Consider the following 23,241-nt stretch of genomic DNA (forward strand, 5'->3'; position numbering starts at 1 on the left):
GTCACGGCCTGTCCATCTCCCCCGTCGCGTCGGGCTGCGCGCCGGCGGCGGCCCTGGCGGCGGCGGCCTGCCGGGCCGCCTCGGCCTCGCGCAGGTCCTGCCGACGCTGCGCGTACGCCTCGGTGCCCTTGCTGGGCTTGCGGCGGCGCGGCGGCGCGGTGACGCCCGGGGCGAGCTTGCGCGCGGAGACCAGGAACGCGGTGTGCGCGATCATCCGGTGGTCGGGGCGGACGGCGAGGCCCTCGGCATGCCAGTCGCGCACCAGCGACTCCCAGGCCCGGGGCTCGGTCCAGCCGCCGCGCTCGCGCAGCGCCTCGACGAGTTCGGAGAGCTGGGGCGTGGTGGCCACGTAGCCGATGAACACGCCGCCGGGCACCAGCGCCCGCTCGACCATGTCGAGGGTCTCCCAGGGGGTGAGCATGTCCAGGATGATCCGGTCGAAGCCGGTCTCCTGGCACTGTGCGACGTCGCCGACGTGCAGGCGCCACGAGGGGTGCGGCCCGTTGAAGAACGCCTCGACGTTGCGCTTGGCGATCTGGGCGAAGTCGTCGCGCAGCTCGAACGAGTGCAGCTCTCCCTCGGTGCCGACCGCGCGCAGCAGCGAGCAGCTGAGCGCGCCGGAGCCGGCGCCGGCCTCGAGGACCTTCGCGCCGGGGAAGATGTCGCCCATCGCGACGATCTGCGCCGAGTCCTTCGGGTAGATCACCTGGGCGCCGCGCGGCATGGACAGCACGTAGTCCGAGAGCAGCGGGCGCAGCGCCAAAAAGGCGGTGCCGCCGCCGGAGGTGGTCACCACGCTGCCGTCGGGCAGCCCGATCAGCGCGTCGTGGGCCAGGATGCCGCGGTGGGTGTGGAACTCCTTGCCGGGCTCCAGCGTCACGGTGTGCATCCGCCCCTTGGGGTCGGTCAGCTGCACCCGGTCGCCGGGCCGGAACGGGCCACGGTGCACGGGTGTCAGCGCCGGGTTGGCGGGGTCGGCGGCGACGGTGGAGGGAGTTGCGGTCACGATGTCATCTTCCGGTTGGGTTCGAGGAGCTGTGCCAGGTCCCCGATGTGCAGAATGCCGACGACATCTTCGCCTGACGTCACCACGTACTGCGCGCCCGGGTGGGTCTGCACGGCCTCCATCACCCGTTCGCCGTCCAGCCCGACCGGGAGGGTGGGGAGCGCGGCCAGCGCGCGGGCGACGGCGTCCACCGCCAGCCAGGGGCGGCGCTCGGCGGGGACGGCCGCGGCGGCGGCCGGGTCGACCAGCGCCACGGGGTGGCCGGTGGAGTCGGTGACCAGCAGCGCGGCGGCGGGCTGCCCGCCCTCGGCGCGGCGGCGCTGGGCCTCGGACAGCGGTGTGCCGGTGGGCACCGGCCAGATCGGTCGCGCCAGTCGGGACAGGTCGATCAGCGGGAACCGCCGGCTGACCCGCGCGGCCCGGATCGACTGGCCGGCGCCGCGCCAGAGCGTGACGGCGACCAGCAGCATCAGTGGCAGCGCCACCGGCGCCAGGTAGTCGGTCACGGTCAGCAGGCCGACCAGGGCGGCGGTGCCGACGGCGACGACGCGGCCCGCCCAGCCGGCGACCTCGGTGCCGCGGTGCCGGTCGCGGGTCAGGCCCCAGACGGCGGCGCGCAGGGCACGCCCGCCGTCCAGTGGCAGCCCGGGGAGGATGTTGAACAGCGCGACGATGACGTTGCTCAGGGCGAGCTGGAAGGCGAGCTGGTGGGCCACGGTGCCCTGGGGTAGGGCCAGGGTGGCGGCGACCGCGAGGACGCCGAGCACCGCGGAGACCGCCGGGCCGGCCAGCGACACCAGCAGGTCGACCTTGGGCGTCGGGGCGTCCCGGTCCATTTCGGTGTACCCGCCGAGCAGTTCCAGGGTGATCCCGCGCACACCGATGCCGTAGCGGCGGGCGGTGAGCGCGTGACCCAGCTCGTGCAGCAGCACCGAGCCGAGCAGTGACACCACGAAGCCGAAGCCGATCAGATAGCCGCTGACCTGCGGCAGGTCCAGTTGCCGGCGGGCGAACTCGGCGTAGAGCACGGCGACCAGCACGGCGAGCAGGAGCATCGAGGCGTTGAGGTGCAACGGCACCCCGAGCACACGGCCCACGCTCAGACCGGATCGCCGGTCGGACCGACGTGGTGGCCGGGATGTCTGCTCCATCGCACCGATGCTACGGACCGGCCCGGCGTGGGGCGGGCGGCGGGCGGTGTCACACCGGTGCCCTAACCTTTGCGGACATGACGGCGGAACCGGTCACCACCCCCCAGTCCTCCTCCCCGGCACAGACACCGCCGACGGTGCGGGCCTCGCTGTCCCCGTCGCGGGCGGCGGATTTCAAGACCTGCCCGCTGCTCTACCGGTTCCGCAGCATCGACCGGCTGCCCGAGCGGACAACCGTCGAGCAGGCCCGGGGCACGCTGGTGCACGCGGTGCTGGAGCGGCTGTTCGACCTGCCCGCGCAGGCCCGCACGCCGGCCGCGGCCGGCGACCTGGTCGCCCCCCAGTGGGATCGGCTGGTCACCGAGCAGCCGGAGCTGGCCGGGATTTTCGACGGCGCCGAGCCGGCCGGTCCGGTGGAGTTCCTGCGCTCCGCGGCGGGGCTGCTGGAGGGCTACTTCGCCGTGGAGGACCCGACCCGGCTGGAGCCGGCCGAACGCGAGAGCCTGATCTCGGCGGTCGTCGACGAGGAGCTGCTCATCCGGGGCTATCTCGACCGGCTCGACGTCGCCCCGGACGGCGCGTTGCGGGTGGTCGACTACAAGACCGGCGGCGCGCCTCGGGAGGCGTTCGAGGCGCGGGCGCTGTTCCAGCTGAAGTTCTACGCGCTGGTGCTGTGGCGCACCCGGGGGGTGGTGCCCCGGGTGCTGCGCCTGCTCTACCTGCGCGACGCCGAGGTGTTGGATTACACCCCCGACGCCGACGAGCTGGTCCGCTTCGAGCGCACGGTGGTGGCGTTGTGGCGGGCGATCGAGCAGGCCACCGCTCGACAGGATTTCCGACCCCGTCCGAGCAGGTTGTGCGACTGGTGCAGTCACCAGGCGCTCTGCCCCACCTTCGGTGGCACTCCGCCGCCGTTCCCCGTCGCGGCGGCGAACGCCGATCCGCTGCGTGACGCCCGATCCGCGCCGGTGGTGCCCGGCGCCGACGAGTGACCGTCCGGCCCGGTAGGCCGGCCCCGGCCACGCCGCCGTCCCGGTGGCGCGAGGAGGGTCGCGGCGCGGACCCGACCGCAGCGGTGCGGCCGCGGTCGGGACAGGGCGCCCGGCCGACCTCTACCGTGGTCCGCGACGCGTCCGCCGGTGGACGCGAGGGTGACCGGCGACACGGGACGGGAGACGACATGAGCGATCGGGTGGCCCCGGCGCGGCCGGTACGGATCCTGCTCGCCGACGACCAGCCGCTGCTGCGCACGGGCTTCCGGATGGTGCTGGGCGCCGAGGGTGACCTGGACGTGGTGGCGGAGGCCGGCAACGGCGTGGAGGCGGTGGAGCTGTCCCGGCGGCTGCTGCCCGACGTCGTGCTGATGGACATCCGGATGCCCCGCATGGACGGGGTGGCGGCGACCCGGGCGATCGTCGACTCCCGCCTGCCGGTGCGGGTGCTGGTGCTGACCACGTTCGACCTCGACGAGTACGTGGTGGGGGCGCTGCGCGCGGGCGCCAGCGGGTTCCTGGCCAAGGACGTACCAGCCGAGGAGCTGATCGCGGCGATCCGCACGGTGGCCGGCGGGGACGCGGTGGTCGCGCCGCGGATCCTGCGGCGGCTGCTGGAGCGCTTCGCCGACCTGCTGCCGGACCCGGCGGCCACGCCGTCGGCAGCGCTCAGCACGCTCACCGACCGGGAACGCGAGGTGCTGGTGCAGGTGGCCCGGGGGTTGTCCAACGCCGAGATCGCGGCGGTACTGTCGGTAAGCGAGACAACCGTCAAGACCCACGTCGGGCATGTGCTGACCAAGCTGCGGCTACGCGACCGGGTGCAGGCGGTCGTGCTGGCGTACGAGTCGGGTCTGGTCCGCCCGCGGGCGTAGCGGGCGCGCGGCGGCTACCCCACCCGGCGTACTCGAAGATCCCTCCGTGGGGGGACGGCGCTGTTGCCGTGCTCACCTACCGTGACCGTGGACGGCTCGGCACGGTTGACTCTCCTGTGGCGTACGGGGGAAGTGTCGTGTCCGGCGGTGTTTCGCCGGTCGGGAAACCTGTCGATCGGCTGTCGGGTCAGGGGCAACCCTGATGCGGCATGGGGGTGCACCCGCAGCGGGAAATCCGCGCCGGGTCCCCCCAGGGGCGGACGGGACGGGCGCGAGCAGCGCCGATGATTGAACGGTCACGCCGGACCATCGGGGGGCGGCGTGAGAATCGGACAGACGGAAGAGGTAGATGACGTGACCGCGACGGTAGGCCAGCAGGCGCAGGCCGCGGCCCGGGCGAACGACGTGTGGAAGGTGTACGGCAGCGGCGAGGCTCAGGTCATCGCGCTGCGGGGGGTCAGCGCGGAGTTCGAACGTGGCCGCTTCACCGCGATCATGGGCCCGTCGGGTTCCGGCAAGTCGACGCTGATGCACTGCCTGGCCGGTCTGGACTCGGTGACCCGGGGGACCGTGTCGATCGGTGCGACGACGGTCACTGGTCTGGGCGACTCGGGGCTGACGAAGCTGCGCCGGGACAAGGTGGGCTTCATCTTCCAGCAGTTCAACCTGCTGCCGACGCTCACCGCGAAGGAGAACATCCTGCTGCCGTTGTCGATCGCCGGTCGCAAGCCGGACCCGGCCTGGTACGACACGGTGATCAAGACGGTGGGCCTGCAGGACCGGTTGGACCACCGGCCGGCGCAGCTCTCCGGCGGTCAGCAGCAGCGGGTGGCGTGTGCGCGGGCGCTGGTCTCCCGCCCCGACGTGATCTTCGCTGACGAGCCGACCGGCAACCTGGACTCGCGCTCCGGCGCGGAGGTGCTCGGCTTCCTGCGCAACTCCGTGCGTGAGCACGGCCAGACCATCGTCATGGTCACCCACGACCCGACGGCCGCGGCGTACGCCGATCGGGTGGTCTTCCTCGCCGACGGGCAGATCGTCTCGGAGTTGATCGAGCCGACCGCCGACACGGTGCTGGACACCATGAAGAAGCTGGACACTCCGGCCGAGGTGGGCAACTGATGTTCCGGGCGACACTCAAGAGTCTGCTGGCCCGCAAGGTCCGGCTGATCCTGTCCGGGCTGGCGGTGGTGCTCGGGGTCATGTTCGTCTCCGGCGCGTTCGTGCTGACCGACACGCTGGGCCGCTCCTTCGACTCGGTCTTCGCCGACGGGTTCTCCGAGATCGACGTGAACGTCGCGGCGAAGCCGAAGGTGCAGGTCGACGAGATGGAGGGCGAGCAGACCGCCACTCCGCTGCCGGCCGCCGTGGTGGACCGGGTCAAGCAGGTGCCGGGGGTGGCCTCGGCGACCGGCATCGTCAACGCCGACGGCGCCCGGGTGATCGGCAGCAACGGCAAGGTGATCACCTCGTTCGGTCCGCCGCAGTTGGGCGAGAACTGGACGGGCGAGAGCGACCTGATGCAGCTGCGGGAGGGGCGCGCGCCGCAGGCCGAGGACGAGATCGTGGTCAACAAGGCGTTGGCCACCACGGCGAAGGTGCAGGTGGGCCAGAAGGTCGGTGTGCTCACCGCATTCGAGTCCAAGAAGCGGGAGTTCACCCTGGTCGGCATCCTCGGTTACAGCGGTGACCGGGACTCGATCGGCGGGGTCAACGAGGTCTTCTTCACCACGCCGGTGGCGCAGCGGCTGATGCTGGGCGAGCCGGACACGTTCAGCAGCATCACGCTGCGCGCCGCCGACGGCGTCTCGGACGAGACGCTGCGCGACGACGTGGCCCGGACCCTGGGCGCGGACTACGAGGTGAAGACGGGCAAGCAGGTGGCCGCGGACGCCTCGGCCAGCCTGAAGGAGGGCCTGTCCTTCTTCAACAAGATCCTGCTCGGCTTCGCCGCGGTGGCGCTGCTGGTGGGCACGTTCCTGATCCTCAACACGTTCTCGATCATCGTGGCGCAGCGGACCCGGGAGTTGGCGCTGATGCGCGCCATCGGTGCCAGCGGCCGGCAGATCATCGGTTCGGTGGTGCTGGAGGCCATCGCGGTCGGGTTGATCGCGTCGGTGCTCGGCCTGGCGGCCGGCATCGGTGTGGGGGCGCTGCTGGCGTTCCTGTTCGGCAAGTTGGCCGGGGGGCTGACCCTCGCCGGGATCGGTGTGCCGGCAGCCGCGGTGATCGGCTCCTTCGGCGTCGGTCTGGTGATCACCGTGGTGGCGGCGCTGCTGCCGGCGCTGCGGGCATCCCGGATCCCGCCGATCGCCGCCATGCAGGACGTGGCGACCCCGGACCGGCCGCTGACCAAGGTCACGGTGGCCGGGTCGGTGGTCACCGGCATCGGCGCGCTGCTGCTCTTTCTGGGGCTCAGCGGCAACGCGGGTGGTCAGACCCTGGCCACCATCCTGGGCGGGGTGCTGTTCGCCTTCATCGGCGTGGCGCTGCTGACCCCGCTGATCAGTCGGCCGGTGGTGAGCCTGCTCGGCGCGATCTTCTCCTGGTCGGTGCCGGGCCAGCTGGGCCGGCTGAACTCGGGGCGTAACCCGCGCCGCACCGCGATCACCGCGGCCGCGCTGATGGTCGGCATCGCGCTGGTCACCGGCGTCACGGTGATTCTCGATTCGGCCAAGGGCAGCATCAGCGCCCTCGCCCAGGACACCATCAAGGCCGAGCTGGTGATCTCCGGCCAGCAGGGTGGGCCGCGTCCGCCGAGCTTCGACCCGGGTGTTCTGGACCGGGCCAAGGCCCTGCCCGGCGTGCAGATGGTCGACGGCGAGTACGGCGACATGGCCAGGATCAACGGCGAGGGCACCTGGGTGGCGGCGAGCAGCGACGTCGCGTCGCTGCGGCAGATCTTCGGCGCGAAGGCCACCGCCGGTGACATCGACCGGCTCGGGCCGACCCAGATGCTCGCCAGCTCCGACACCGCCAAGTCCCGTGGCTGGTCGGTCGGCTCGACCGTGAACGTGCAGCTGACCCGGGGCGAGGCCCGGACGTACACGATCAGCGGCATCTACGAGGCGTCGCAGCTGACCAACCCGGTGACGTTGCCGGCGACCGCGGCGAAGGACTTCGCCATCCCGCAGCCCATCCAGGGCTTCATCCAGCTGGCGCCGGGCGCCCGGGTGGCCGACGTGCAGCCGCAGGTGGAGGCGCTGCTCGCGGACAGCCCCGAGGTGTCGGTGGCCGACCGGGACGCGTTCATCAAGCAGCAGATGAGTTCGCTCGACGGGCTGCTCACGATGATCCAGATCCTGCTGGCGCTGGCCATCGTGATCGCCGTCCTGGGCATCATCAACACCCTGGCGTTGTCGGTGCTGGAGCGGACCCGCGAGCTGGGCCTGCTACGGGCCATCGGCCTGCGCCGCGGTCAGACCATGGCCATGATCACGGTCGAGGCGGTGGTGATCTCCGTGTTCGGCGCGCTGCTGGGCGTGGCGGTCGGCAGCGGCCTCGGCGCCGCCGTGGTGGAGGCGCTCAAGGACGAGGGCATCACCGACCTGATCCTGCCCTGGGGGCAGATGGGCGTCTTCCTCGGTCTCGCCGCGATCATCGGGGTGGTGGCCGCGGTGCTGCCCGCCGTACGGGCGGCCCGCATCAACGTCCTGGGCGCGATCGCCCACGACTGACGCCAGGCAAGAGAAAGGGGGGCCCCGCGCGGCGGGGTCCCCCTTTGTCGTCAGGCCACGGTGTCGTCAGGCCACGGCCCGGTCGGCCAGCAGGGCCGCGAGCGCCTCCAGGTCCACGCCCGTCAGGCTCTCCACCTGATGTACGCCGGTGAGGGCGGGCAACGGCACCTCGGCGGGTACGGCCAGCACGGCCGCGCCGGAGGCGAGCGCGCTGGTCACCCCGGTCGGTGAGTCCTCGATCGCCACACACCGCTCGATCGGCGCGCCGAGCAGCCGCGCGGCGGTCAGGTAGGGCTCCGGGTGGGGTTTGGCCGCGACCACCTCGTCGCCGGCGACCACCACGTCGAAGGTGTCCCGCCCCAGGGTGTCCAGGGCGATCTCGACGAGGGCCCGAGGGCTGGAGGTGACCAGCGCGGTGGGGATTCCCGCCGCGCGGACCGCGTGCAACAGGTCGAACGCCCCCGGCCGCCAGGGCAGACCGCCACGGAACAGCTCCAGGATCCGGGCGTTGATCCACGCCGCGCTGATCTCGGGGTCCCGTTCGGGCTGCCCCAGGTCGTCGTGCAGGATGCGCATCGACTCCGCCATGGCGGTGCCGACGATCGACCGGCGGGCGTCGGCGGAGAGGTCACCGCCGTACTCGCGCGCCAGTTCCTGCAGTGCGACGTCCCACAGCTTCTCGCTGTCCACCAGCGTGCCGTCCATGTCGAAGAGCACGGCGGCGGGGTGTTGGCTGCTCAGCGGATCCTCCAGGGTCGTGGTCGACACCGGCGATCCTGCCAGCACGGCCCGTGGCCGGTGGCGGCAACGGGCGTCGGGGTGATCCGGGCAACCCCGCTCAACCCAGGTCGCACTCGGAGAGCGAACGCTCGTAGCCGCGGAAGAACATGTCGGTGCGCTGCTCGGCGGTGCCGTGCGCGCCCTCGGCGAACCACGGCTGGTCGGGGTCGTCGCCGACGGCCGCCACCCCCTCCCGGAACTCGTCCAGGTCGCCCTCGGCGAGGGTCAGGTCGCCGGAGCGCACCGAATCACCGAGGTACGCCCCCGCCATGCAGTCGGCCTGCAACTCCTGCTGGATGGTGTAGCTGTAGTTGATGCCGAGGCGCACCTGGATGCCGTGGGCGTACTCGTGACCGAGCAGGTAGAACACGAACGCGTCACCGACCTCGCGGAACGCGGCCACCGACCAGGCGACGTCGTACGCGATGAAGTCGCCCTGCGAGCAGTAGACCGCGTTGTTGCGGGGCAGCGGCTGGCCGCCGCAGGAGACCTCGCCGGCCCGCTGGTACGGGGTGACCCGCCGGATGGGTTGGAAGCGCTTCCCGGATGCCTTGAACTGGGCCGCCCAGTAGCGCTCGGCGACCGCCTGCGCGTCGGCGACGTCCTGCTTGAACTCGGCCACGCTGGTGGTGCTGTCGGCGCGGGTGGTGCTCGACCCCGGCGAGGCGGCCGACGGGTTCGCCCCCGGGCGTTCGCCCTCCGGCTCGGCCAGCCCACCGCCGGCGCAGGCGAGCGACACCAGCGCGGCAACCAACAGGCCCGCCAGGGGCCCCCGGGCGTCGCGTCCTGACCATGCCCCCACTGTGCCTCCCCAGACATCGGCGCTCGCGCTGCGCAGTACCCCGACGGTACGACCGCCACGCCCACCGGATCCACGCATCACCGGGCGGGACGGTGCACACCCGGCGAACGGTCAACCGGCGGATTCGCGGCCACGCTGCCAGGTGCCGCCCTGATCACCGTGCCGCTCGGCCTCGTACCGTTGCTGCCGCGTCCGAGCCTCCCGCCCCGCCGTCAGGTCGTCACTGCGGTCCGTCCGCTCCCTCCCCCGCCAAACCAGAGCTCCCCCAGCCACTCCGGCCACCACCACAAAACCCGCGACCATCGCCCACACCACCGTCATGCCACCAATCTAAGCCGCAGCCACCACCCTCTCGCCCCGGTGATCAAGAGGTTGACGTCAGCCGTCCGGCGTGGGTGACGCAAACTTCTTGATCAACGGGTGGGGTGTCCAGGGAGCGGGGTTGGTGCCGGGCCGCCACAATGGCCCGGGGCGGATGTGGCCGTCCGGACAGGAGGGCGACGTGCACGTGCTGGGCAGCCGTCGACGAAGCCAGCCGGCCCCGGCGCATGTCGTGTGGCGGTCGCTGCGTGACCCGTACGAGGCCGGCGGTCGTCCCTGGCTGGAGTTGCGCGACGACGAGGTGCCGCCCCATGTGGTGGCGGGCTACGCACCGGTGCTGGTGGTGTGGTCGTCGCTGTGGCCGCACCGGCCGCTGGACCGGATCCGCTTCGATGTGATGCACGGCTTGCCCGGCGGGGACTGCACGCTGCGCTGGACCCTGACCACCGAGGCGGACCTGCCGAGCGAGAGCACCCTCGGCTACCTGCGACACCGCCTCAACTACCTGATCAACAACCGCCTCCGCCTCTCCTACGGCCAATAACCCCACCCCCACCCGCCGCCGGCCTGGTCGACTCGAACAGTCCCGGCGCGTACGTGGACGTGCGGCCGGTGCTGGACGGCGTCGAGGACCTGGCCGGCTGACCGGTGCCGGCGACGCCCGTCGAGGATCTGCTGCGCGAGCTGGCGCCGAGGTGGCCCGCGCGTTCCTCAGGGGCTGTCTATACCACACATGGTATTGACCAGTGGGAGCGGCCGAGCGCCCGGCGAGGCCAGTGGCCTTCACTGCACGGTGTGCTCTGGGATTGCGATGAACCGAGTGACGGCTGCGCGCGCGGATCGGCGGCATGTGAGTTAACCCAGCCGCGCAGGACGATCGATGCGTCGTCACGCTTCCGCGTTATGCAGCGAGGCCTGACGAACATGCGGCGGCAGCGCGTGCGAACTCGAATAGTCAACGCCTGTGGAGTCGGATCAGTCCTCGCGGGCGATGTCGATGCGCAGGGCGACTGGCATGCCATCGACATCCACGTCCAGATGGACAGGAAAGAAGCCGTCACCGACTGAGGTCATCGCCATCAGCATGTCCGCTCCGCCGACCTGGATCACGCCGGCCTCGTGTTCAGAGGCCCTGACCAGAGCCATCACCTGCCAGTGATGCGAGTGCGGGCGGAAGTCGAACGCCAATTTCGGTCCGCCGGGATCGTTCCTCCGCGTCTCGATGGCCAGCCCTCGCTGGTATGCCTCCGTGATGGGCAGGTCCACCCACCCGTACTCGACGTCGGCAGTGTCACCGAGCGGGGGCGCGCCGAACTCGGCAGCGACCTGTTCCTGGTCGCGACCCCAGAGGACCAGGTCGGCCAGCCCGTCCAACGGCCTGACGTGCTCCCACGAGCTCAGCGCGTCCGCGTCGGCGAAGACGAACCGCGCGTGGTCGACCCCCAGCTCCCCGAACACCCACGAGTCGGCCACCGGCGCGGCACTGAACTCGATCCGCATGGACTGCCTGCCGTACTCGCCGGGGACAGCGGTGACACGCAGGGGGCGATCAGCTGGTACCTCGATCGGCAGCACCGGAACGCCCATGACGATGAATCCGGGTTCCCGGGCGGCGACAGCGTGCCGGACGCGTTCCCGGTGCGGGACCTGCTGCTCGAACGCGCGCAGGCTTGCGCTGTGCCCATGCTCGCGGCAGTGTTCGTCGAACGTGGCGGTGAACTCGGCGACGGCGTGGGCGGGGATGTCGTACAGCCGGGTTCCGGTCTGCCGGTCAAAGGAGTCCGCAGCGGCCTCGGCGTCCGGCCCCACGATCGCGAAGTCGGTTGCCGGGCGCTCCTCGTCATCCGGCACCCGGTCACCGGACCACAGTTCGAGGTAACCACCGTCCATGATCACCAACTGCCCGGATGGACACGTCACCTCACCGAGCACCACTTCGACCGCCATGATCATGGAGTGTAGGGTCGGCAACGTCGTTCAGGTACGCAGGGCGACACGCCTCTGCTGCTGAGGGCCATTGCGGTTTCTGGACCTGCACAAACATGCTGGCCGATCAGCCGCGAAGTCCAGCGAAAGTTCGTCACACAATTGCTTGCCGGATTTGCGGATTTCCGGTGCCGCCTCTCGGAGTCTACGACGCACTCTCTTCGGCAGATCCGGGCGCCTGCTGGCGCGCCGTCCATGCTCACGTCACGTGACGCGCGGATCGCGGCAGATCCGGATGCGGCCCGACTCACCCGGAGCGCCTTCATGCTCAGTGCCGATCTTGGTAGCGTTCAGCCGTGACTGATGAGCGTGAGGCCGTTCGCCGTTTTGAACCCTACGCCGATCATCTGGCCTTCGTCATTTCGGACGCGGAGGCGACCGAGGACGTCTTTGACGGAGACACCTGGGACCGGGCCGTTGACACCTGGCGCATCGCTGTAGAGCGTCACTGCATCGTGGTGGGAACGGCCCGCTACGACTACGTACCGGTGACGGTGGCGCTCTTGAACACGCCTCCCGAGGTTGAATCTCTCGACGCCTTCGACCACGTCGTCGAAGCAGACATTCTGTTGCCCTCAGGGAAGATGGCAGTGACCGGTGCCACGGAGCTTCCGAACGAGGTTGAACCTGTGCCGCTGCCGGCAGGTCGATACCGGATTCGGGTGGTCTACGCGCAGACGGACCGCCGGGCGGTTAGGTGCGATCTGGAAGGTGTCGGGGACCATCTGGAGTACCAACTCACGATGTGGCCGACCGACGCAGACCTCGGCGTGCACGTCTTGAAGCAAGGCCCATCGCCTTGGGCGTACTGACGAGCATGTACGAAAGGCGCGGCATCCGGTAGCGATCGGATCGCGGCTGATCCGCGCACCTGCATTCGTTCCGACGCCGTCGGTCTCAGCGCTGGGACCTGCGCCTAGGATCCTCGGTTTGGCCCAGGCTGCTTGGCGTGGCGGGCGCTCAGGAGTGTGGAGTCCGTACCTGCTCGAAGTGGAACTCGCGGATGAAGCAGTCTCGTGGTTGACCAACCGCGAAGAACACGCAGTCGATGACCGACTGCGCAGTGAGGTCGCTATCTGCCTGCCGCGGCCCGTTCTGAACGAAGTCCGGTGGAAAAAGGGAAATAACCCGGATTCCTTCTGGCCGGAGCCGGTGCGACAGGATCTCAGCGAGCCCGGCGTGGGCATGCTTGGCCGCGTAGAACGCGGGATGCGCGCCCGAACGGCGGTGCCCCACCTCGCCGCATGTGGAGATCAGGTTGACGACGTCGGGCCGCGACGATGCACGCAGCAGCGGCAACAGATGCTTGGTCAGCAGCACCGTGCCGGTCCCGCCCGCAGCCATCACGCTCTCGATCGTGTCGTCCGAGACGTCTGCCAGGTCGTCTCCTTCGATGTACGCGGCACCATTGTTGATCAGCACATCGAGGTAGCTCGTCCGGTCGGCCACGGCCGCGGCGAACCCACGCACCGAATCCGGTGCGGCGAGGTCGCAGTGAACCGCATCAGCCCGACCTGCCCCCCGCTGGTTGATCGCATCCGCAACCCGCCGGGCCGCCACCACGTCGCGGGCCGAGAGGAAGATCTGTGCGCCGCGTTCGGCGAAGGCCTCGGCCAGAAGTCGACCCGTGCCACGCGCCGCGCCGGTGATGGCGACGCGCAAACCATCAAGATCCATGGCCGACAGTGAAGCATCTGAACTCTGGTTCAGGTCAACAGGAACCTGCCAAGATCGGACATCCGCTCATCGGCATGTCCGGACACCGATCAACGCAGCCCCTCGTGACGCTGCCGGGCGCGCGCATCACGGCTAGATGTGTGCCCCCAGGCGTGTCGAGGTTGTATGGTCCATGCCTTGATCGGCGGGCGGATCGCCTGTCACTGCGTATGGTGTTCGCTGACCAACGCCGTGAACTCCACGATCCCGGTGAACCTTCCTGGTCAGGGCACTAGCCGGCGGCGCCTCTGCGGTCGTTCCCGCGCTGCGGGGGCGTTCGTACGCCGGGTCACGAGTGGGGCGGTGTCAGGCGCGGGCCGCGATAGGGCAGGGTGGCGCTGTAGACCACGTTGGTGGTGGTGCTGCCGAACGCAGCGAGTTCGTTGACGACCTGTTCGAGGTGTGCCATCGACGTTGCGGCCACCTTCAGTACGTAACAGTCGTCTCCGGTAGTGCGCAGGCACTCCAGGATCTCCGACCGTCGCTCCAGTAGCCGGTGCAGCGGTTCGTGCCGGCTGCCAGGGTACTTCAGCCGGATGACCGCGAGCACGGCGAAGCCCGCCTTGGACAGGTCGACCTCGGCGCGGTAGCCGGTGATCACACCGATCGCCTCCAGCCGCCTCACCCGTTCGCTGGTGGCCGACGCGCTCAGCGTGACCCGGCGGCTGAGCTCGGTGATGGGCAGGCGACCGTCGCCCTGCAACTCGGTCAGGATGGACCAATCGACGGCATCAAGATTCTCGGCCATTGGACCAATGTACCGGCGGATTCACGGCGAAGACCAGCATAGGCCGGGAACACGGTGTTCACAGCCCGGACCCGCCGCGACTAGCCTGGGACCGTGCAAATTGGCGTGAACGTACCTAACTTCGCCCCGGGTACCGACCCGGATGTTCTGCGACGGTGGGCGCAGACAGTCGAGGGCCTCGGCTTCGACCTGCTGATGGTCTCCGATCACATCGCGGTGACCCCGGACGTGGCCGAGAAGTATCCGGCGCCGTTCTATGAGCCGTTCACCACGCTGTCCTGGCTGGCCGGGGTGACCCGCCGGGTCCGGCTAGGCACCACGGTGCTCATCGTCCCGTACCGGCACCCGCTGCTCACCGCCCGGATGGCGGCGAATCTCAACCGGCTCAGCGGCGGCCGGCTCGTCCTCGGCGTCGGCGTCGGCTGGGCCCGGCAGGAGTTCGAGGCGCTTGGCGTGCCGTTCCGGCGGCGCGGCGCGCTGACCGACGAGTACCTGCACACGATGCGCGACGCCTGGCGCAACACCGACGACTACGACACGGCCGCGATCCCGATCTGGGTCGGCGGCAACAGCGACGCCGGCATCCGTCGCGCGGTGTTGCTCGGTGACGCCTGGCACCCGCTGCGGGTTACACCCGGATGGCTGGCGGAGGCAGCCGGGCGGCTGAAGGCCACCGCCGACGAACTGGGCCGCCCGGTGCCCGCGTTGACGCCGCGCATCAAACTCCGGGAGACCCGAGAAGCGGTCACCGCCCCGGACCGGCTCGCCGGTGTCGGCACCATCGACCAGATCATCGCCGACATCGACCAGATCCGCCTGCTCGGCGCGGAGACGGTGGTACTCGACCCCTACAACGGCGACCCGACCGAGATCCGCCAGCCCGAACGCGCCTGGCAGACCCTTGCGGCCGTGGCCGCCTACCACAAATCCCAGGAGGACCAATGACCCCCGACGACGAGAAGTTTCTCCGCCGTGCCGTGGAACTCGCCAGCAAGGCCGGGGCGTCCGGCGAACGGCCGTTCGGCTCGTTGCTGGTCGGTGCGGACGGCACCGTCCTGATCGAGGACCACAACACCGTGGTCTCCGACTCGGACATCACCGCGCACCCGGAACTCAAGCTGGCCCGCTGGGCCGCTCGGGAACTCGCCCCCGACGTGGCCGCAGACACCAGCATGTTCACCAGCTGCCAGCCCTGCCCGATGTGCGCGACCGCGATCGGCCGGTCCGGCCTCGGCCGGGTGGTGTACGCCCTGTCCGCCGAACAGTTCGAGGAGATCAAGCCGGCCACCCCGCCGCTGCCCCCGGTACGGTACGAGGGGCCAGCACTGTTCGACGAGGCACGCCAGCCGATCGACAACTATTACTAGAGCCCAGTTGGCGGATCTTCTCGCTCTTGTTCTGGTCGTGGCCGGCACCGCCATGTGAGACACCCCGCCGCTGGACGTGCCGGCTCGCTACCCGCCCGCCGTGTGCCTGCACCGAAGCCGCCAGTAGGTCGAGCTGTGCACCGAACTCTTTATCCTCTGCCGAAGGGACGGGCGCCACATCGGCGCCGGCCAACACGAGGTCGGTGGCCCGCTTGAGTATCGCCGCACGGGGCGATGGTGCCATGCCAGACGCCGCACGGGCATCCGCTCATCGGCCATGACAGGGCGTTGCCTCGGCGGCCATCCTGCCGCCCCTGGCCGGCTGGACCTGTCGCACATCAGCTGGCGGATCACACATCCGGTGACATCCGGTGACCCGCTGTCCTCCGTCGACTGATGCGCGACAGTCGCCCGCCAACTGATCTGCGACACCTTAGCGCGCCGATCGCGGCTAGATGAGGGCGTTGCGCAGCCTCGGCCGCCGGTAGAAGGTGAACAGTTCCTCCGAGTGTCGTCGAGAGCACAGGTGCCGGCTCGTCAGTCGGTGGCCACCACTACGACTTCCTCCCCCTCGCCGAACGGCGGCTCGAAGCTCTGGAGGTAGCGGTCCAGCAGCTCGTCGGTGATCGGAAAAGCGGCGTTGGCGTCGAAGCGCTCAGCTCGCGTACGGAGACGCTGCCGCAGCAGCGCCGGGTCGGCCTTGAGGTAGACGAGGCGCCAACAGCCCCCGGCTTGCTCGATCAGCTCCTTGTATGCCTGCCGTCGTGACCGCTGCCAGAAGCTGGAGTCGATGACGACGTCGCGACGCTGTGCGATGAGTGAGAGCAATCGCTCCCGCACAGCCCGCCTCGCGACTTCGGTGTGCACCTCGTACTGGTCGGGCTCGTAGTCGACGCCGTAGCGACCGAAGCGATGCCATATCTCCTCATCGACGGACAGGCGGACGTAACCTTGGGCCTCAAGGTCTTTGGCGTACGTTGTCTTGCCCGCGCCGGCCACCCCGCACATCAGGACCACCTCAGGCTGCTCAGGGAGCCCTGCTTCGTCCGCTCTCATGGACGCCAGGGTGGCGGACAGGACCGGCATTGTCACCCGCAATTCGGCAGATGCGTGCAGTATCGAGCGGCCATCGGCCGGGACTGGGCGCGCGGCGCGCGCGTGGTCGACCAGCCGGGCCGGCAGCATGCGCCGGGCGGGGCCGGGTCGGGCGCGTAGCTCGGTATCGGCGCAGCCGACGCACTTGAGCGGCGAGCCGTTCGGCGTGTGCGTCGTGTCCGGGCCAAACCAGCGGTCGACCCGCCAGCGCGGGCCGGGGATGCCGGCGGCGGTCAGCTCGGGCGGGGGCCACCACGACCGGCGCGGCCGAGCAGCCGGTGGCGGTCGGCCAGCGTGGCGCGGGTCGCCTGGCGACGGCAGGTGCGGCCTGGGCAAGCAACAGCCGGCGGGCTCCGTACGCGCGCCGACCTGGACGACGTCCGGTTGGCCGACGATCCGCGGCTGCCGGCCGCTCGCGCCCACCTGTGGAAGCTGACCGGTGAGCGGGTCGCGGCGCGGGAGGCGTACCGGATGGCGGCGGCCCGCTCGACGAACCTGACGCAGCAGCGCTACCTGAGCGCCCGCGCGGACCGGCTCGCGGACGACCCGCCGACCGCCGGCTGAGCCGACCGCCGGCGACGAACGAGCGCCGAGGGGCGCGACGCCGGGAAGTCAGGGGCTGGCGGCCAGGAACACGAACGCGGCCATCAGCACCAGGTGCACGCCGCCCTGCAACACGTTGGCCCGCCCCGGCACCACGGTCAGCACGGCGGTCACCGCGGTGAGCGCGAGCAGCGCGAGCTGGGTGCCGCCGAGGCCGAGCAGCAGCGGGCCCTCCAGCCAGATCGAGGCGACGGCGATGACCGGGATGGTCAGGCCGATGCTGGCCATCGCCGAGCCGAGGGCGAGATTGAGGCTGATCTGCACGCGATCCCGGCGGGCGGCGCGGGCGGCGGCCAGGGTCTCCGGCAGCAGCACCAGCAGGGCGATGATCACTCCGACGAACGCGTGGGGCAGGTTCGCCGCGGCCACGGCGGCCTCGATGGTCGGTGAGACGGTCTTGGCGTCGCCGACCACCGCGATCAGCGCCACCAGCAGCAGCCCCAGGCTGATCAGCGCCGCGCGGGTGGTCGGCGGCTTGGCGTGCTCCTCCGCGTCGATCACCTGACCCCGGCTGTCCACCGGCAGGAAGTAGTCGCGGTGCCGGCCGGTCTGCACCAGCACGAACAACCCGTAGAGCGCCAGCGAGGCGACGGCGGCGAACGTGAGCTGGGCCGGGCTGAACTGCGGGCCGGGTCGGGCCGTGAACGTCGGGATGACCAGGCTCATGGTGGCCAGGGTGATCACGGTGGCCAGGGCGCCGCCGGTGCCCTCCGGGTTGAACACCGCGACGCGACGGCGCAGGGCCCCGAGCAGCAGGGACAGGCCGAGTATCCCGTTACAGGTGATCATGACGGCGGCGAAGACGGTGTCCCGGGCCAGCGACTGGGTCTTCTCCGGCCCGCTGATCATCAACGTGACGATGAGGGCGACCTCGATGACCGTGACCGCGACGGCGAGCACCAGCGACCCGTACGGCTCCCCCACCCGGTGGGCGACCACCTCGGCGTGGTGCACAGCGGCGAGCACCGCACCGCCCAGCAACGCGGCGACCACCACGACGATGGGGGCGGGAAGATCTCGCCCCCAGGTCACGAGCAACACCAGCACGGCGAGCACGGGTACGACGACGGTCCAATCGAGCAGCCGGGATCGAAGCTGGGCTGCCATGCCGTCAAGAGTGCCAGGTCACGTGATCATGTGCCCACCAACGACGCATCCGATCCGTAACCCATGGGTTACGCTTTCGGCGTGGACGAGGTGGCCACCGCGATCGCGGACCCGGTGCGGCGGCGCATCCTGACCATGCTGCGCGACGCGCCGCTGGCCGCTGGTGAGATCGCCCAGCGGTTCGCCATCAGCCGACCCGCGGTCAGTCGCCACCTTCGGGTGCTGCGGGAGAGCGGGCTGGTCCGCGACGAGCTGGTCGGCCGCCGCAGGATCTACCGCCTCGACCCCGGCCCGCTCGCCGCGCTGATCGACTGGCTCGCCGGGCTCACCGCACCGGAGCAGTGGGAGCAGCGCCTCGACGCCCTGGAGACCGAGGTCCATCGAACCCGCCGGGAACGCCGCGCCCGCGGCCCGGCGGCACACCGAACGGAGCACATCGCATGACCCGTACACCCGCTGGCCGCCTGTTCCGCACCGCCACCGGCCACGACCTCGTCCTGACCCGCACCTTGCGCGCCCCGGCGACGGACGTGTGGGCCAGCCTGACCGAGTCGGAGCGCACGGCCCGCTGGTTCGGCCCGTGGGAGGGCGACGCCGGGCCCGGCCGGACCATCCGGGTCCAGATGGCGTACGAGGAGCAGCAGCCCTGGTGCGAGGTGCGCATCGAGGTGTGCGAGCCGCAGCGGCGCCTGGGCGTCTCGATGATCGACGGCTCGGGCAACTACCGGGCGCTGACCGCCGACGGCGTCTAGTGTTCTGTCTCGCAAATAGCTAGCCGTTTTGGTAGACTCTGGCACGTGACACGTGCTGCCGCACCGCTGGTGCTCGAACCCGGTCAGCGGGAACTGCTGGAGTCTGTTGCCAAGTCGCGTACGGTCGCGCATCGGCTGGTGCAGCGGGCGCAGGTGCTGCTGCGTGCTGCGGACGGGATGTCCAACGCCGACAATGCGACGCTGGCCGGGGTGACTCGGATGACGGTGCGGGCATGGCGGTCGGAGTTCATCGAGCGTGGGCTGGCCGATCTGGGCAAGGTCGCGGCGGGGCGTGGCCGTAAGGCGTCGATCCCGCAGGCCACGATCGATGAGATTGTGGAGCTGACGCTGCACTCGAAGCCGCAGGGGGCGACACACTGGTCATGCCGGTCGATGGCGGACAAGGTCGGTGTGAGCCCGGCGACAGTGCAGCGGGTGTGGGACGCCCGAGGACTCAAGCCGCACCTGGTGGAAACGTTCAAGCTGTCCAACGACAAGCGGTTCGAGGAAAAGCTCGTCGACGTTGTGGGCCTGTACCTGAACCCGCCGGACAAGGCCGTCGTGTTGTGCATGGACGAGAAGAGCCAGATCCAGGCCCTGGACCGCACGCAGCCGAGCCTGCCGCTCAAACCGGGGCGGGCCGGCACGATGACCCACGACTACAAGCGGCACGGCACCACCACCTTGTTCGCGGCGTTGGATGTGCTGACCGGCAAGGTGATCGGCAAGTGCTTCGCCCGGCACCGGCACGACGAGTTCCTGCGGTTCCTGCGCACCATCGACACGACCGTGCCGCGCAAGCTGCAGATCCACATGATCGTCGACAACTACGGCACCCACACCCACCCCAACGTCAAGGCATGGCTGGCCAAACATCCCCGCTTTCACCTGCACTTCACCCCGACCAGCTCATCCTGGCTCAACCTGGTGGAGCGCTGGTTCGCCGACCTGACCGACAAGATGATCCGCCGCGGCGTGTTCCGCAGCGTCGACGACCTCGTCACCGCGATCGAGGAGTACCTGCGCGTACACAACGACGACCCAAAGCCGTTCGTGTGGACCGCCACAGCCGAATCGATCCTGGCCAAGGTCCGACGTGGACGAGTCGCCCTCCAACAAACGGCTAATCAAAACTGAGACAGAACACTAGGAACCCGCCTCCCGCCGCAACGCCGCGAACTCGGCCGTCAGCGCCGGCAGCGGGAAGTGCGCGTTCAGGCCGCTGGGGTTGGGCAGCACCCAGACCCGGGCGGGGCCCAGCCGCTGCGGCTGCGGGCCCAGCCCGGCCTTCGGCCGGACGAACGCGATCCGGTACGCGGTCACCCCGAGAATCGCCACCCACCTCGGCCGGTGCCGCTCGGCCTTGACCGCCAACCCGGTCACCCCGGCCACCAGCTCGGCCGGGGTCAACTCGTCGGCGCGGGCGGTGGCCCGATTGCTCAGGCTGGTGATCCCCAGCCCCTGCCGAAGCAGCTCGGCGCGCTCCCATGGGCGCAGCTCGCGGTCGGTGAAACCGGCGCCGTGCAGGGCCGGCCAAAAGCGACTGCCCCGGCGAGCGAAGTGCTCCCCCACCGCCGCCGAGTACAGCCCCGGGTTGAAGCCGCAGAACAGCACCCGCAGGCCCGGGCCGATCACGTCCACCAGGCCACGACCGGCCGCGGCCGCGACCTCGTGGCGGGTCGGCGGCCGCCAGGGCTGCGCCGCGCCCGCGTCCATTGCACCGATCCTGCCGTACGCCCCGACACCCGTCCCGACCTACGCGGAACCCGAACGCACCCCCCACCCGGTGCGCGCCGGTGATCACGACTTGACACCCTGGACGGATGCACAGCACCGACCACCTCGCCGCCAGCCGGTACGCGCGGATGCGCTGGAACACGCCGCTCTCGGAGGAGCACGCGGCCCTGCTGCTGCGACGACTCGACGTGCGCCCCGGCGCGCGCGTGCTCGACCTGGGCTGCGGCTGGGGCGAGCTGCTGCTGCGCGCCGTCGCCGCGGGCGGCGTGGCGGGCCCGGTCGCGACGAGGGGCGTCGGCGTCGACACCGACGAGGCCGCCCTCGCCCGCGGACGCAGGCTCGCCACCGAGAAGTCGCTCAACCGGCACGTCGCCTTCGTGATGGGCGAGGCGGCGGCCTGGCACGAGCCGGCCGACCGGGTCCTGTGCATCGGCTCGACGCACGTCTTCGGCGGCACCGGCGCGGCTCTCGACGCGCTCGCCCGCGTGGTCCGACCGGGCGGGCGGCTGCTGCTCGGCGAGGGGTACTGGCAGTCCGACCCCACCGCGGAGGCCACGCGGATCTTCGGTGCGGACGTCACCGATCTCGCGGGCCTCGTCGAGGCCGCCCGAGCGCGGGGTTGGCGGCTGCTGCACCTGAGCACCGCCGACCAGAGGGAGTGGGACGACTTCGAGTCCACCTGGCTCGCGGGCCGGCAGGAGTGGCTGCTGACGTACCCCGAGGATCCCCGCGCGGACCAGGTCCGCGCGGAGCTCGACGACCGGCTGCGCCAGTACGTCGGCGGCTACCGCGGTGTCCTCGGCCTCGCGTACCTCGTCCTCGGTCGCTGACCCCGCTGGCGAAAGCCTGCCCGTCTGGCCCACCGACCGCCTCCGGGTGGGGACGAGTGACGCTGGCGCGCACCGTCAGGTCAGGGCGGTGCGTCCCAGGCCGGAGCGGGTGGGCTTGACGGGGCGCAGACATCGGAGGTTTACTGCGTCAGCGATGTGAGTCGATGCACTGTGACCGTCCACAGAGGTTGGTCGGAGTCATCGGTTGGCCAATCGCGCGTTCACCACCGCTCCACATCACCGCACCACCTCAGCCGAGCATCGGCGGCCCGGCTTTCGCACCACCGCCACCCTGGCCCCGGGCGTGCCCTCGCGCACACCTCGGGGTCGACGCTCAGCAGAGGAGCAAGACCATGCGTTCCCGTCCCCGCCTGTTGGCATTCGCCGCCGGCCTGGCCGTGTTACTGGCCGGCCTGGTAACTCTTCCCACGACGGCCTCGGCCGCACCGCTGACCAAGGTCCTGGTGTTCAGCAAGACCGCCGGCTTCCGGCACTCGTCCATCCCGACCGGAGTCGCGGCCATCCAGCAGCTCGGCGCTGCCAACGGCTTCACCGTGACCGCCACCGAGGACGCCGGCCAGTTCACCACCTCCAACCTGGCCCAGTACCAGGCGGTGGTCTTCATGTCGACGACCGGCGACGTCCTCAACGACAGCCAGCAGGCGGCCTTCGAGTCGTACATCGCCGCCGGCGGCGGGTACGTCGGCGTGCACGCCGCGGCCGACACCGAGTACAGCTGGCCGTGGTACGGCCAACTCGTCGGAGCGTGGTTCGACTCGCACCCGGCGATCCAGACCGCGACCGTGAAGATCGAGGACCGGAGCAACCCGTCGACCGCGCACCTCGGCGCCACCTGGGTCCGCTCCGACGAGTGGTACAACTACCGCACCAACCCCCGGTCCAGCGCGCGGGTCCTCGCCAGCCTCGACGAGTCGTCCTACAGCGGCGGCAACATGAACGGCGACCACCCGATCACCTGGTGCAAGGCGTACGGCGGCGGGCGGGCCTGGTACACGGGTCTCGGGCACACCGAGGCGTCGTACAGCGACCCGAACTTCACCCGGATGCTGCTCGGTGGCCTGCAGGTCGCCGCGGGTTCGGTGAGCGCCAACTGCTCGCCGGGGACGACGCCGACCACCCCGCCGCCGACCACCGCCCCGCCGACGACGGCCCCGCCGACGACCCCGCCGCCGACGACGGCCCCGCCGACCACCCCGCCGCCCGCGGCCGTCGGTTCCACCCTGCGGGCCCGCGCCAACAACCAGTACGTCAGCGCGCCCAACGCCAGCACCCCGCTGATCGCCAACAAGACCTCCGCCGGGACCAGCGAGCGGTTCGAACTGGTCAACCTCGCCAACGGCAACGTCGCGCTGCGCGCCAAGAGCAACGGGCAGTTCGTCGCGGCGGAGAACGCCGGGGCCGCCGCGCTGATCGCCAACCGGGCCACCGCCGGCGCGTGGGAGACGTTCCAGCTGATCCGCAACTCCGACGGCACGGTGAGTCTGCGGGCCACCGTGAACAGCCGGTACGTGGCCGCCGACAACGCCGGCGCGTCCGCGCTGATCGCCAACCGGACCTCCATCGGTCCGTGGGAGAAGTTCGACCTCGTCACCACCAACTGACACCGCTCCGCGGCTCGCTTCTTCACCACCCACACCTGGCCGTGGTGCGCCCCCGCACGCCCCGGCCCTGGTCG

The 23,241-nt window shown here is 70.7% G+C and carries 24 protein-coding genes; 14 read left to right on the forward strand and 10 right to left on the reverse strand.

What is annotated here, in order from left to right:
- Position 1: 1 nt before the first annotated feature.
- Together OG505_RS11010 and OG505_RS11015 are read right to left on the reverse strand one after the other, a co-directional pair.
- Complete coding sequence (locus OG505_RS11010) at positions 2-1,006, reverse strand: tRNA (adenine-N1)-methyltransferase (RefSeq protein ID WP_405432974.1); 1,005 nt, start codon at positions 1,004-1,006, stop codon at positions 2-4.
- Positions 1,003-2,094: a site-2 protease family protein gene (locus tag OG505_RS11015; protein ID WP_405434458.1), complete on the reverse strand. Its 1,092-nt coding sequence runs from the start codon at positions 2,092-2,094 to the stop codon at positions 1,003-1,005. The genes OG505_RS11010 and OG505_RS11015 overlap by 4 nt, the downstream gene beginning before the upstream one ends.
- 140 nt (positions 2,095-2,234) lie before the next feature.
- Here OG505_RS11015 and OG505_RS11020 point away from each other — a divergent pair, with 140 nt between their 5' ends.
- The 4 genes from OG505_RS11020 (at position 2,235) to OG505_RS11035 (ending at position 7,701) form a co-directional block, all read left to right on the forward strand.
- Entirely contained in the window at positions 2,235-3,149 is a 915-nt protein-coding gene (locus OG505_RS11020; protein ID WP_354862387.1) for a PD-(D/E)XK nuclease family protein, read from the forward strand.
- 188 nt (positions 3,150-3,337) lie between these two features.
- Positions 3,338-4,024: a response regulator gene (locus tag OG505_RS11025; protein WP_405432975.1), complete on the forward strand. Its 687-nt coding sequence runs from the start codon at positions 3,338-3,340 to the stop codon at positions 4,022-4,024.
- A gap of 354 nt (positions 4,025-4,378) precedes the next feature.
- A complete protein-coding gene (locus OG505_RS11030; RefSeq protein ID WP_234581947.1) occupies positions 4,379-5,146 on the forward strand; it encodes an ABC transporter ATP-binding protein in 768 nt (255 codons plus the stop codon).
- Positions 5,146-7,701, forward strand: a complete 2,556-nt coding sequence (locus OG505_RS11035) for an ABC transporter permease (RefSeq protein WP_405432976.1) — start codon at positions 5,146-5,148, stop codon at positions 7,699-7,701. Before OG505_RS11030 ends, OG505_RS11035 begins: the two co-directional genes overlap by 1 nt.
- Positions 7,702-7,767: 66 nt before the next feature.
- Here the strand turns inward: OG505_RS11035 and OG505_RS11040 are convergent, their stop codons facing one another.
- Complete coding sequence (locus tag OG505_RS11040; protein WP_405434460.1) at positions 7,768-8,418, reverse strand: HAD family hydrolase; 651 nt, start codon at positions 8,416-8,418, stop codon at positions 7,768-7,770.
- 121 nt (positions 8,419-8,539) lie between these two features.
- A complete protein-coding gene (locus tag OG505_RS11045; protein ID WP_405434462.1) occupies positions 8,540-9,361 on the reverse strand; it encodes a neutral zinc metallopeptidase in 822 nt (273 codons plus the stop codon).
- Positions 9,362-9,758: 397 nt separating this feature from the next.
- Here OG505_RS11045 and OG505_RS11050 point away from each other — a divergent pair, with 397 nt between their 5' ends.
- On the forward strand, positions 9,759-10,148 hold the full coding sequence (locus OG505_RS11050) for a hypothetical protein (RefSeq protein ID WP_405432978.1): 390 nt from the start codon (positions 9,759-9,761) through the stop codon (positions 10,146-10,148).
- A 431-nt stretch (positions 10,149-10,579) separates the two neighbouring features.
- Here the strand turns inward: OG505_RS11050 and OG505_RS11055 are convergent, their stop codons facing one another.
- Entirely contained in the window at positions 10,580-11,551 is a 972-nt protein-coding gene (locus OG505_RS11055; protein WP_405432979.1) for a hypothetical protein, read from the reverse strand.
- A 335-nt stretch (positions 11,552-11,886) separates the two neighbouring features.
- Here OG505_RS11055 and OG505_RS11060 point away from each other — a divergent pair, with 335 nt between their 5' ends.
- The gene (locus OG505_RS11060; protein ID WP_405432981.1) at positions 11,887-12,402 is read left to right on the forward strand and encodes a hypothetical protein; all 516 of its coding nucleotides are present in this window, start codon (positions 11,887-11,889) and stop codon (positions 12,400-12,402) included.
- 148 nt (positions 12,403-12,550) lie between these two features.
- Here OG505_RS11060 and OG505_RS11065 read toward each other — a convergent pair whose 3' ends face one another.
- Together OG505_RS11065 and OG505_RS11070 are read right to left on the reverse strand one after the other, a co-directional pair.
- Entirely contained in the window at positions 12,551-13,267 is a 717-nt protein-coding gene (locus tag OG505_RS11065) for an SDR family NAD(P)-dependent oxidoreductase (RefSeq protein WP_405432982.1), read from the reverse strand.
- 328 nt (positions 13,268-13,595) lie between these two features.
- Positions 13,596-14,054, reverse strand: coding sequence for an Lrp/AsnC family transcriptional regulator (locus tag OG505_RS11070; protein WP_405432984.1), 459 nt, complete (start codon positions 14,052-14,054; stop codon positions 13,596-13,598).
- A gap of 105 nt (positions 14,055-14,159) precedes the next feature.
- Here OG505_RS11070 and OG505_RS11075 point away from each other — a divergent pair, with 105 nt between their 5' ends.
- On the forward strand, positions 14,160-14,999 hold the full coding sequence (locus OG505_RS11075) for an LLM class flavin-dependent oxidoreductase (protein ID WP_405432986.1): 840 nt from the start codon (positions 14,160-14,162) through the stop codon (positions 14,997-14,999).
- Complete coding sequence (locus OG505_RS11080; RefSeq protein WP_405432987.1) at positions 14,996-15,421, forward strand: nucleoside deaminase; 426 nt, start codon at positions 14,996-14,998, stop codon at positions 15,419-15,421. The genes OG505_RS11075 and OG505_RS11080 overlap by 4 nt, the downstream gene beginning before the upstream one ends.
- Before the next feature lie 537 nt (positions 15,422-15,958).
- Here OG505_RS11080 and OG505_RS11085 read toward each other — a convergent pair.
- Complete coding sequence (locus OG505_RS11085) at positions 15,959-16,477, reverse strand: AAA family ATPase (protein ID WP_405432988.1); 519 nt, start codon at positions 16,475-16,477, stop codon at positions 15,959-15,961.
- Positions 16,478-16,810: 333 nt separating this feature from the next.
- On the opposite strand from OG505_RS11085, the gene OG505_RS11090 reads away from it, so the two are divergent.
- The gene (locus OG505_RS11090; RefSeq protein WP_405432989.1) at positions 16,811-17,080 is read left to right on the forward strand and encodes a hypothetical protein; all 270 of its coding nucleotides are present in this window, start codon (positions 16,811-16,813) and stop codon (positions 17,078-17,080) included.
- A 48-nt stretch (positions 17,081-17,128) separates the two neighbouring features.
- Here OG505_RS11090 and OG505_RS11095 read toward each other — a convergent pair whose 3' ends face one another.
- Positions 17,129-18,226: a calcium:proton antiporter gene (locus OG505_RS11095; protein ID WP_405432990.1), complete on the reverse strand. Its 1,098-nt coding sequence runs from the start codon at positions 18,224-18,226 to the stop codon at positions 17,129-17,131.
- 81 nt (positions 18,227-18,307) lie between these two features.
- On the opposite strand from OG505_RS11095, the gene OG505_RS11100 reads away from it, so the two are divergent.
- Genes OG505_RS11100 through OG505_RS11110 form a run of 3 tightly spaced genes read left to right on the forward strand, consistent with a single transcriptional unit; the run spans position 18,308 to position 20,115 of the window.
- Entirely contained in the window at positions 18,308-18,670 is a 363-nt protein-coding gene (locus OG505_RS11100) for an ArsR/SmtB family transcription factor (RefSeq protein WP_405432991.1), read from the forward strand.
- Positions 18,667-18,978, forward strand: a complete 312-nt coding sequence (locus OG505_RS11105; protein ID WP_405432993.1) for an SRPBCC domain-containing protein — start codon at positions 18,667-18,669, stop codon at positions 18,976-18,978. Before OG505_RS11100 ends, OG505_RS11105 begins: the two co-directional genes overlap by 4 nt.
- A 45-nt stretch (positions 18,979-19,023) precedes the next feature.
- Positions 19,024-20,115 carry an IS630 family transposase gene (locus OG505_RS11110; RefSeq protein WP_405432994.1) on the forward strand — a complete coding sequence of 364 codons (1,092 nt, stop codon included), beginning with the start codon at positions 19,024-19,026 and terminating at the stop codon, positions 20,113-20,115.
- Between the two features lie 9 nt (positions 20,116-20,124).
- Here OG505_RS11110 and mug read toward each other — a convergent pair whose 3' ends face one another.
- Entirely contained in the window at positions 20,125-20,694 is a 570-nt protein-coding gene (gene mug / locus OG505_RS11115; RefSeq protein ID WP_405432995.1) for a G/U mismatch-specific DNA glycosylase, read from the reverse strand.
- A gap of 107 nt (positions 20,695-20,801) precedes the next feature.
- Here mug and OG505_RS11120 point away from each other — a divergent pair, with 107 nt between their 5' ends.
- Both OG505_RS11120 and OG505_RS11125 read left to right on the forward strand, forming a co-directional pair.
- Positions 20,802-21,545, forward strand: coding sequence for an SAM-dependent methyltransferase (locus OG505_RS11120; RefSeq protein WP_405432996.1), 744 nt, complete (start codon positions 20,802-20,804; stop codon positions 21,543-21,545).
- Positions 21,546-21,898: 353 nt separating this feature from the next.
- On the forward strand, positions 21,899-23,167 hold the full coding sequence (locus OG505_RS11125; protein WP_405432997.1) for a ThuA domain-containing protein: 1,269 nt from the start codon (positions 21,899-21,901) through the stop codon (positions 23,165-23,167).
- The last annotated feature ends 74 nt before the right edge of the window (positions 23,168-23,241 follow it).

This window comes from Micromonospora sp. NBC_00617 (assembly GCF_045161355.1).
Lineage (GTDB): Bacteria > Actinomycetota > Actinomycetes > Mycobacteriales > Micromonosporaceae > Micromonospora.

Bases quoted from the DNA above. Each gene is read 5' to 3' on its own strand.
- OG505_RS11050 (WP_405432978.1), top strand. From the start codon at position 9,759: ATGTGGCCGTCCGGACAGGAGGGCGACGTGCACGTGCTGGGCAGCCGT.
- OG505_RS11125 (WP_405432997.1), top strand. From the start codon at position 21,899: ATGCGTTCCCGTCCCCGCCTGTTGGCATTCGCCGCCGGCCTGGCCGTG.
- OG505_RS11065 (WP_405432982.1), bottom strand. From the start codon at position 13,267: ATGGATCTTGATGGTTTGCGCGTCGCCATCACCGGCGCGGCGCGTGGC.
- OG505_RS11045 (WP_405434462.1), bottom strand. From the start codon at position 9,361: ATGCGTGGATCCGGTGGGCGTGGCGGTCGTACCGTCGGGGTACTGCGC.
- OG505_RS11120 (WP_405432996.1), top strand. From the start codon at position 20,802: ATGCACAGCACCGACCACCTCGCCGCCAGCCGGTACGCGCGGATGCGC.
- OG505_RS11020 (WP_354862387.1), top strand. From the start codon at position 2,235: ATGACGGCGGAACCGGTCACCACCCCCCAGTCCTCCTCCCCGGCACAG.
- OG505_RS11055 (WP_405432979.1), bottom strand. From the start codon at position 11,551: ATGGCGGTCGAAGTGGTGCTCGGTGAGGTGACGTGTCCATCCGGGCAG.
- OG505_RS11025 (WP_405432975.1), top strand. From the start codon at position 3,338: ATGAGCGATCGGGTGGCCCCGGCGCGGCCGGTACGGATCCTGCTCGCC.
- mug (WP_405432995.1), bottom strand. From the start codon at position 20,694: ATGGACGCGGGCGCGGCGCAGCCCTGGCGGCCGCCGACCCGCCACGAG.
- OG505_RS11070 (WP_405432984.1), bottom strand. From the start codon at position 14,054: ATGGCCGAGAATCTTGATGCCGTCGATTGGTCCATCCTGACCGAGTTG.
- OG505_RS11080 (WP_405432987.1), top strand. From the start codon at position 14,996: ATGACCCCCGACGACGAGAAGTTTCTCCGCCGTGCCGTGGAACTCGCC.
- OG505_RS11035 (WP_405432976.1), top strand. From the start codon at position 5,146: ATGTTCCGGGCGACACTCAAGAGTCTGCTGGCCCGCAAGGTCCGGCTG.
- OG505_RS11095 (WP_405432990.1), bottom strand. From the start codon at position 18,226: ATGGCAGCCCAGCTTCGATCCCGGCTGCTCGATTGGACCGTCGTCGTA.
- OG505_RS11085 (WP_405432988.1), bottom strand. From the start codon at position 16,477: ATGAGAGCGGACGAAGCAGGGCTCCCTGAGCAGCCTGAGGTGGTCCTG.
- OG505_RS11105 (WP_405432993.1), top strand. From the start codon at position 18,667: ATGACCCGTACACCCGCTGGCCGCCTGTTCCGCACCGCCACCGGCCAC.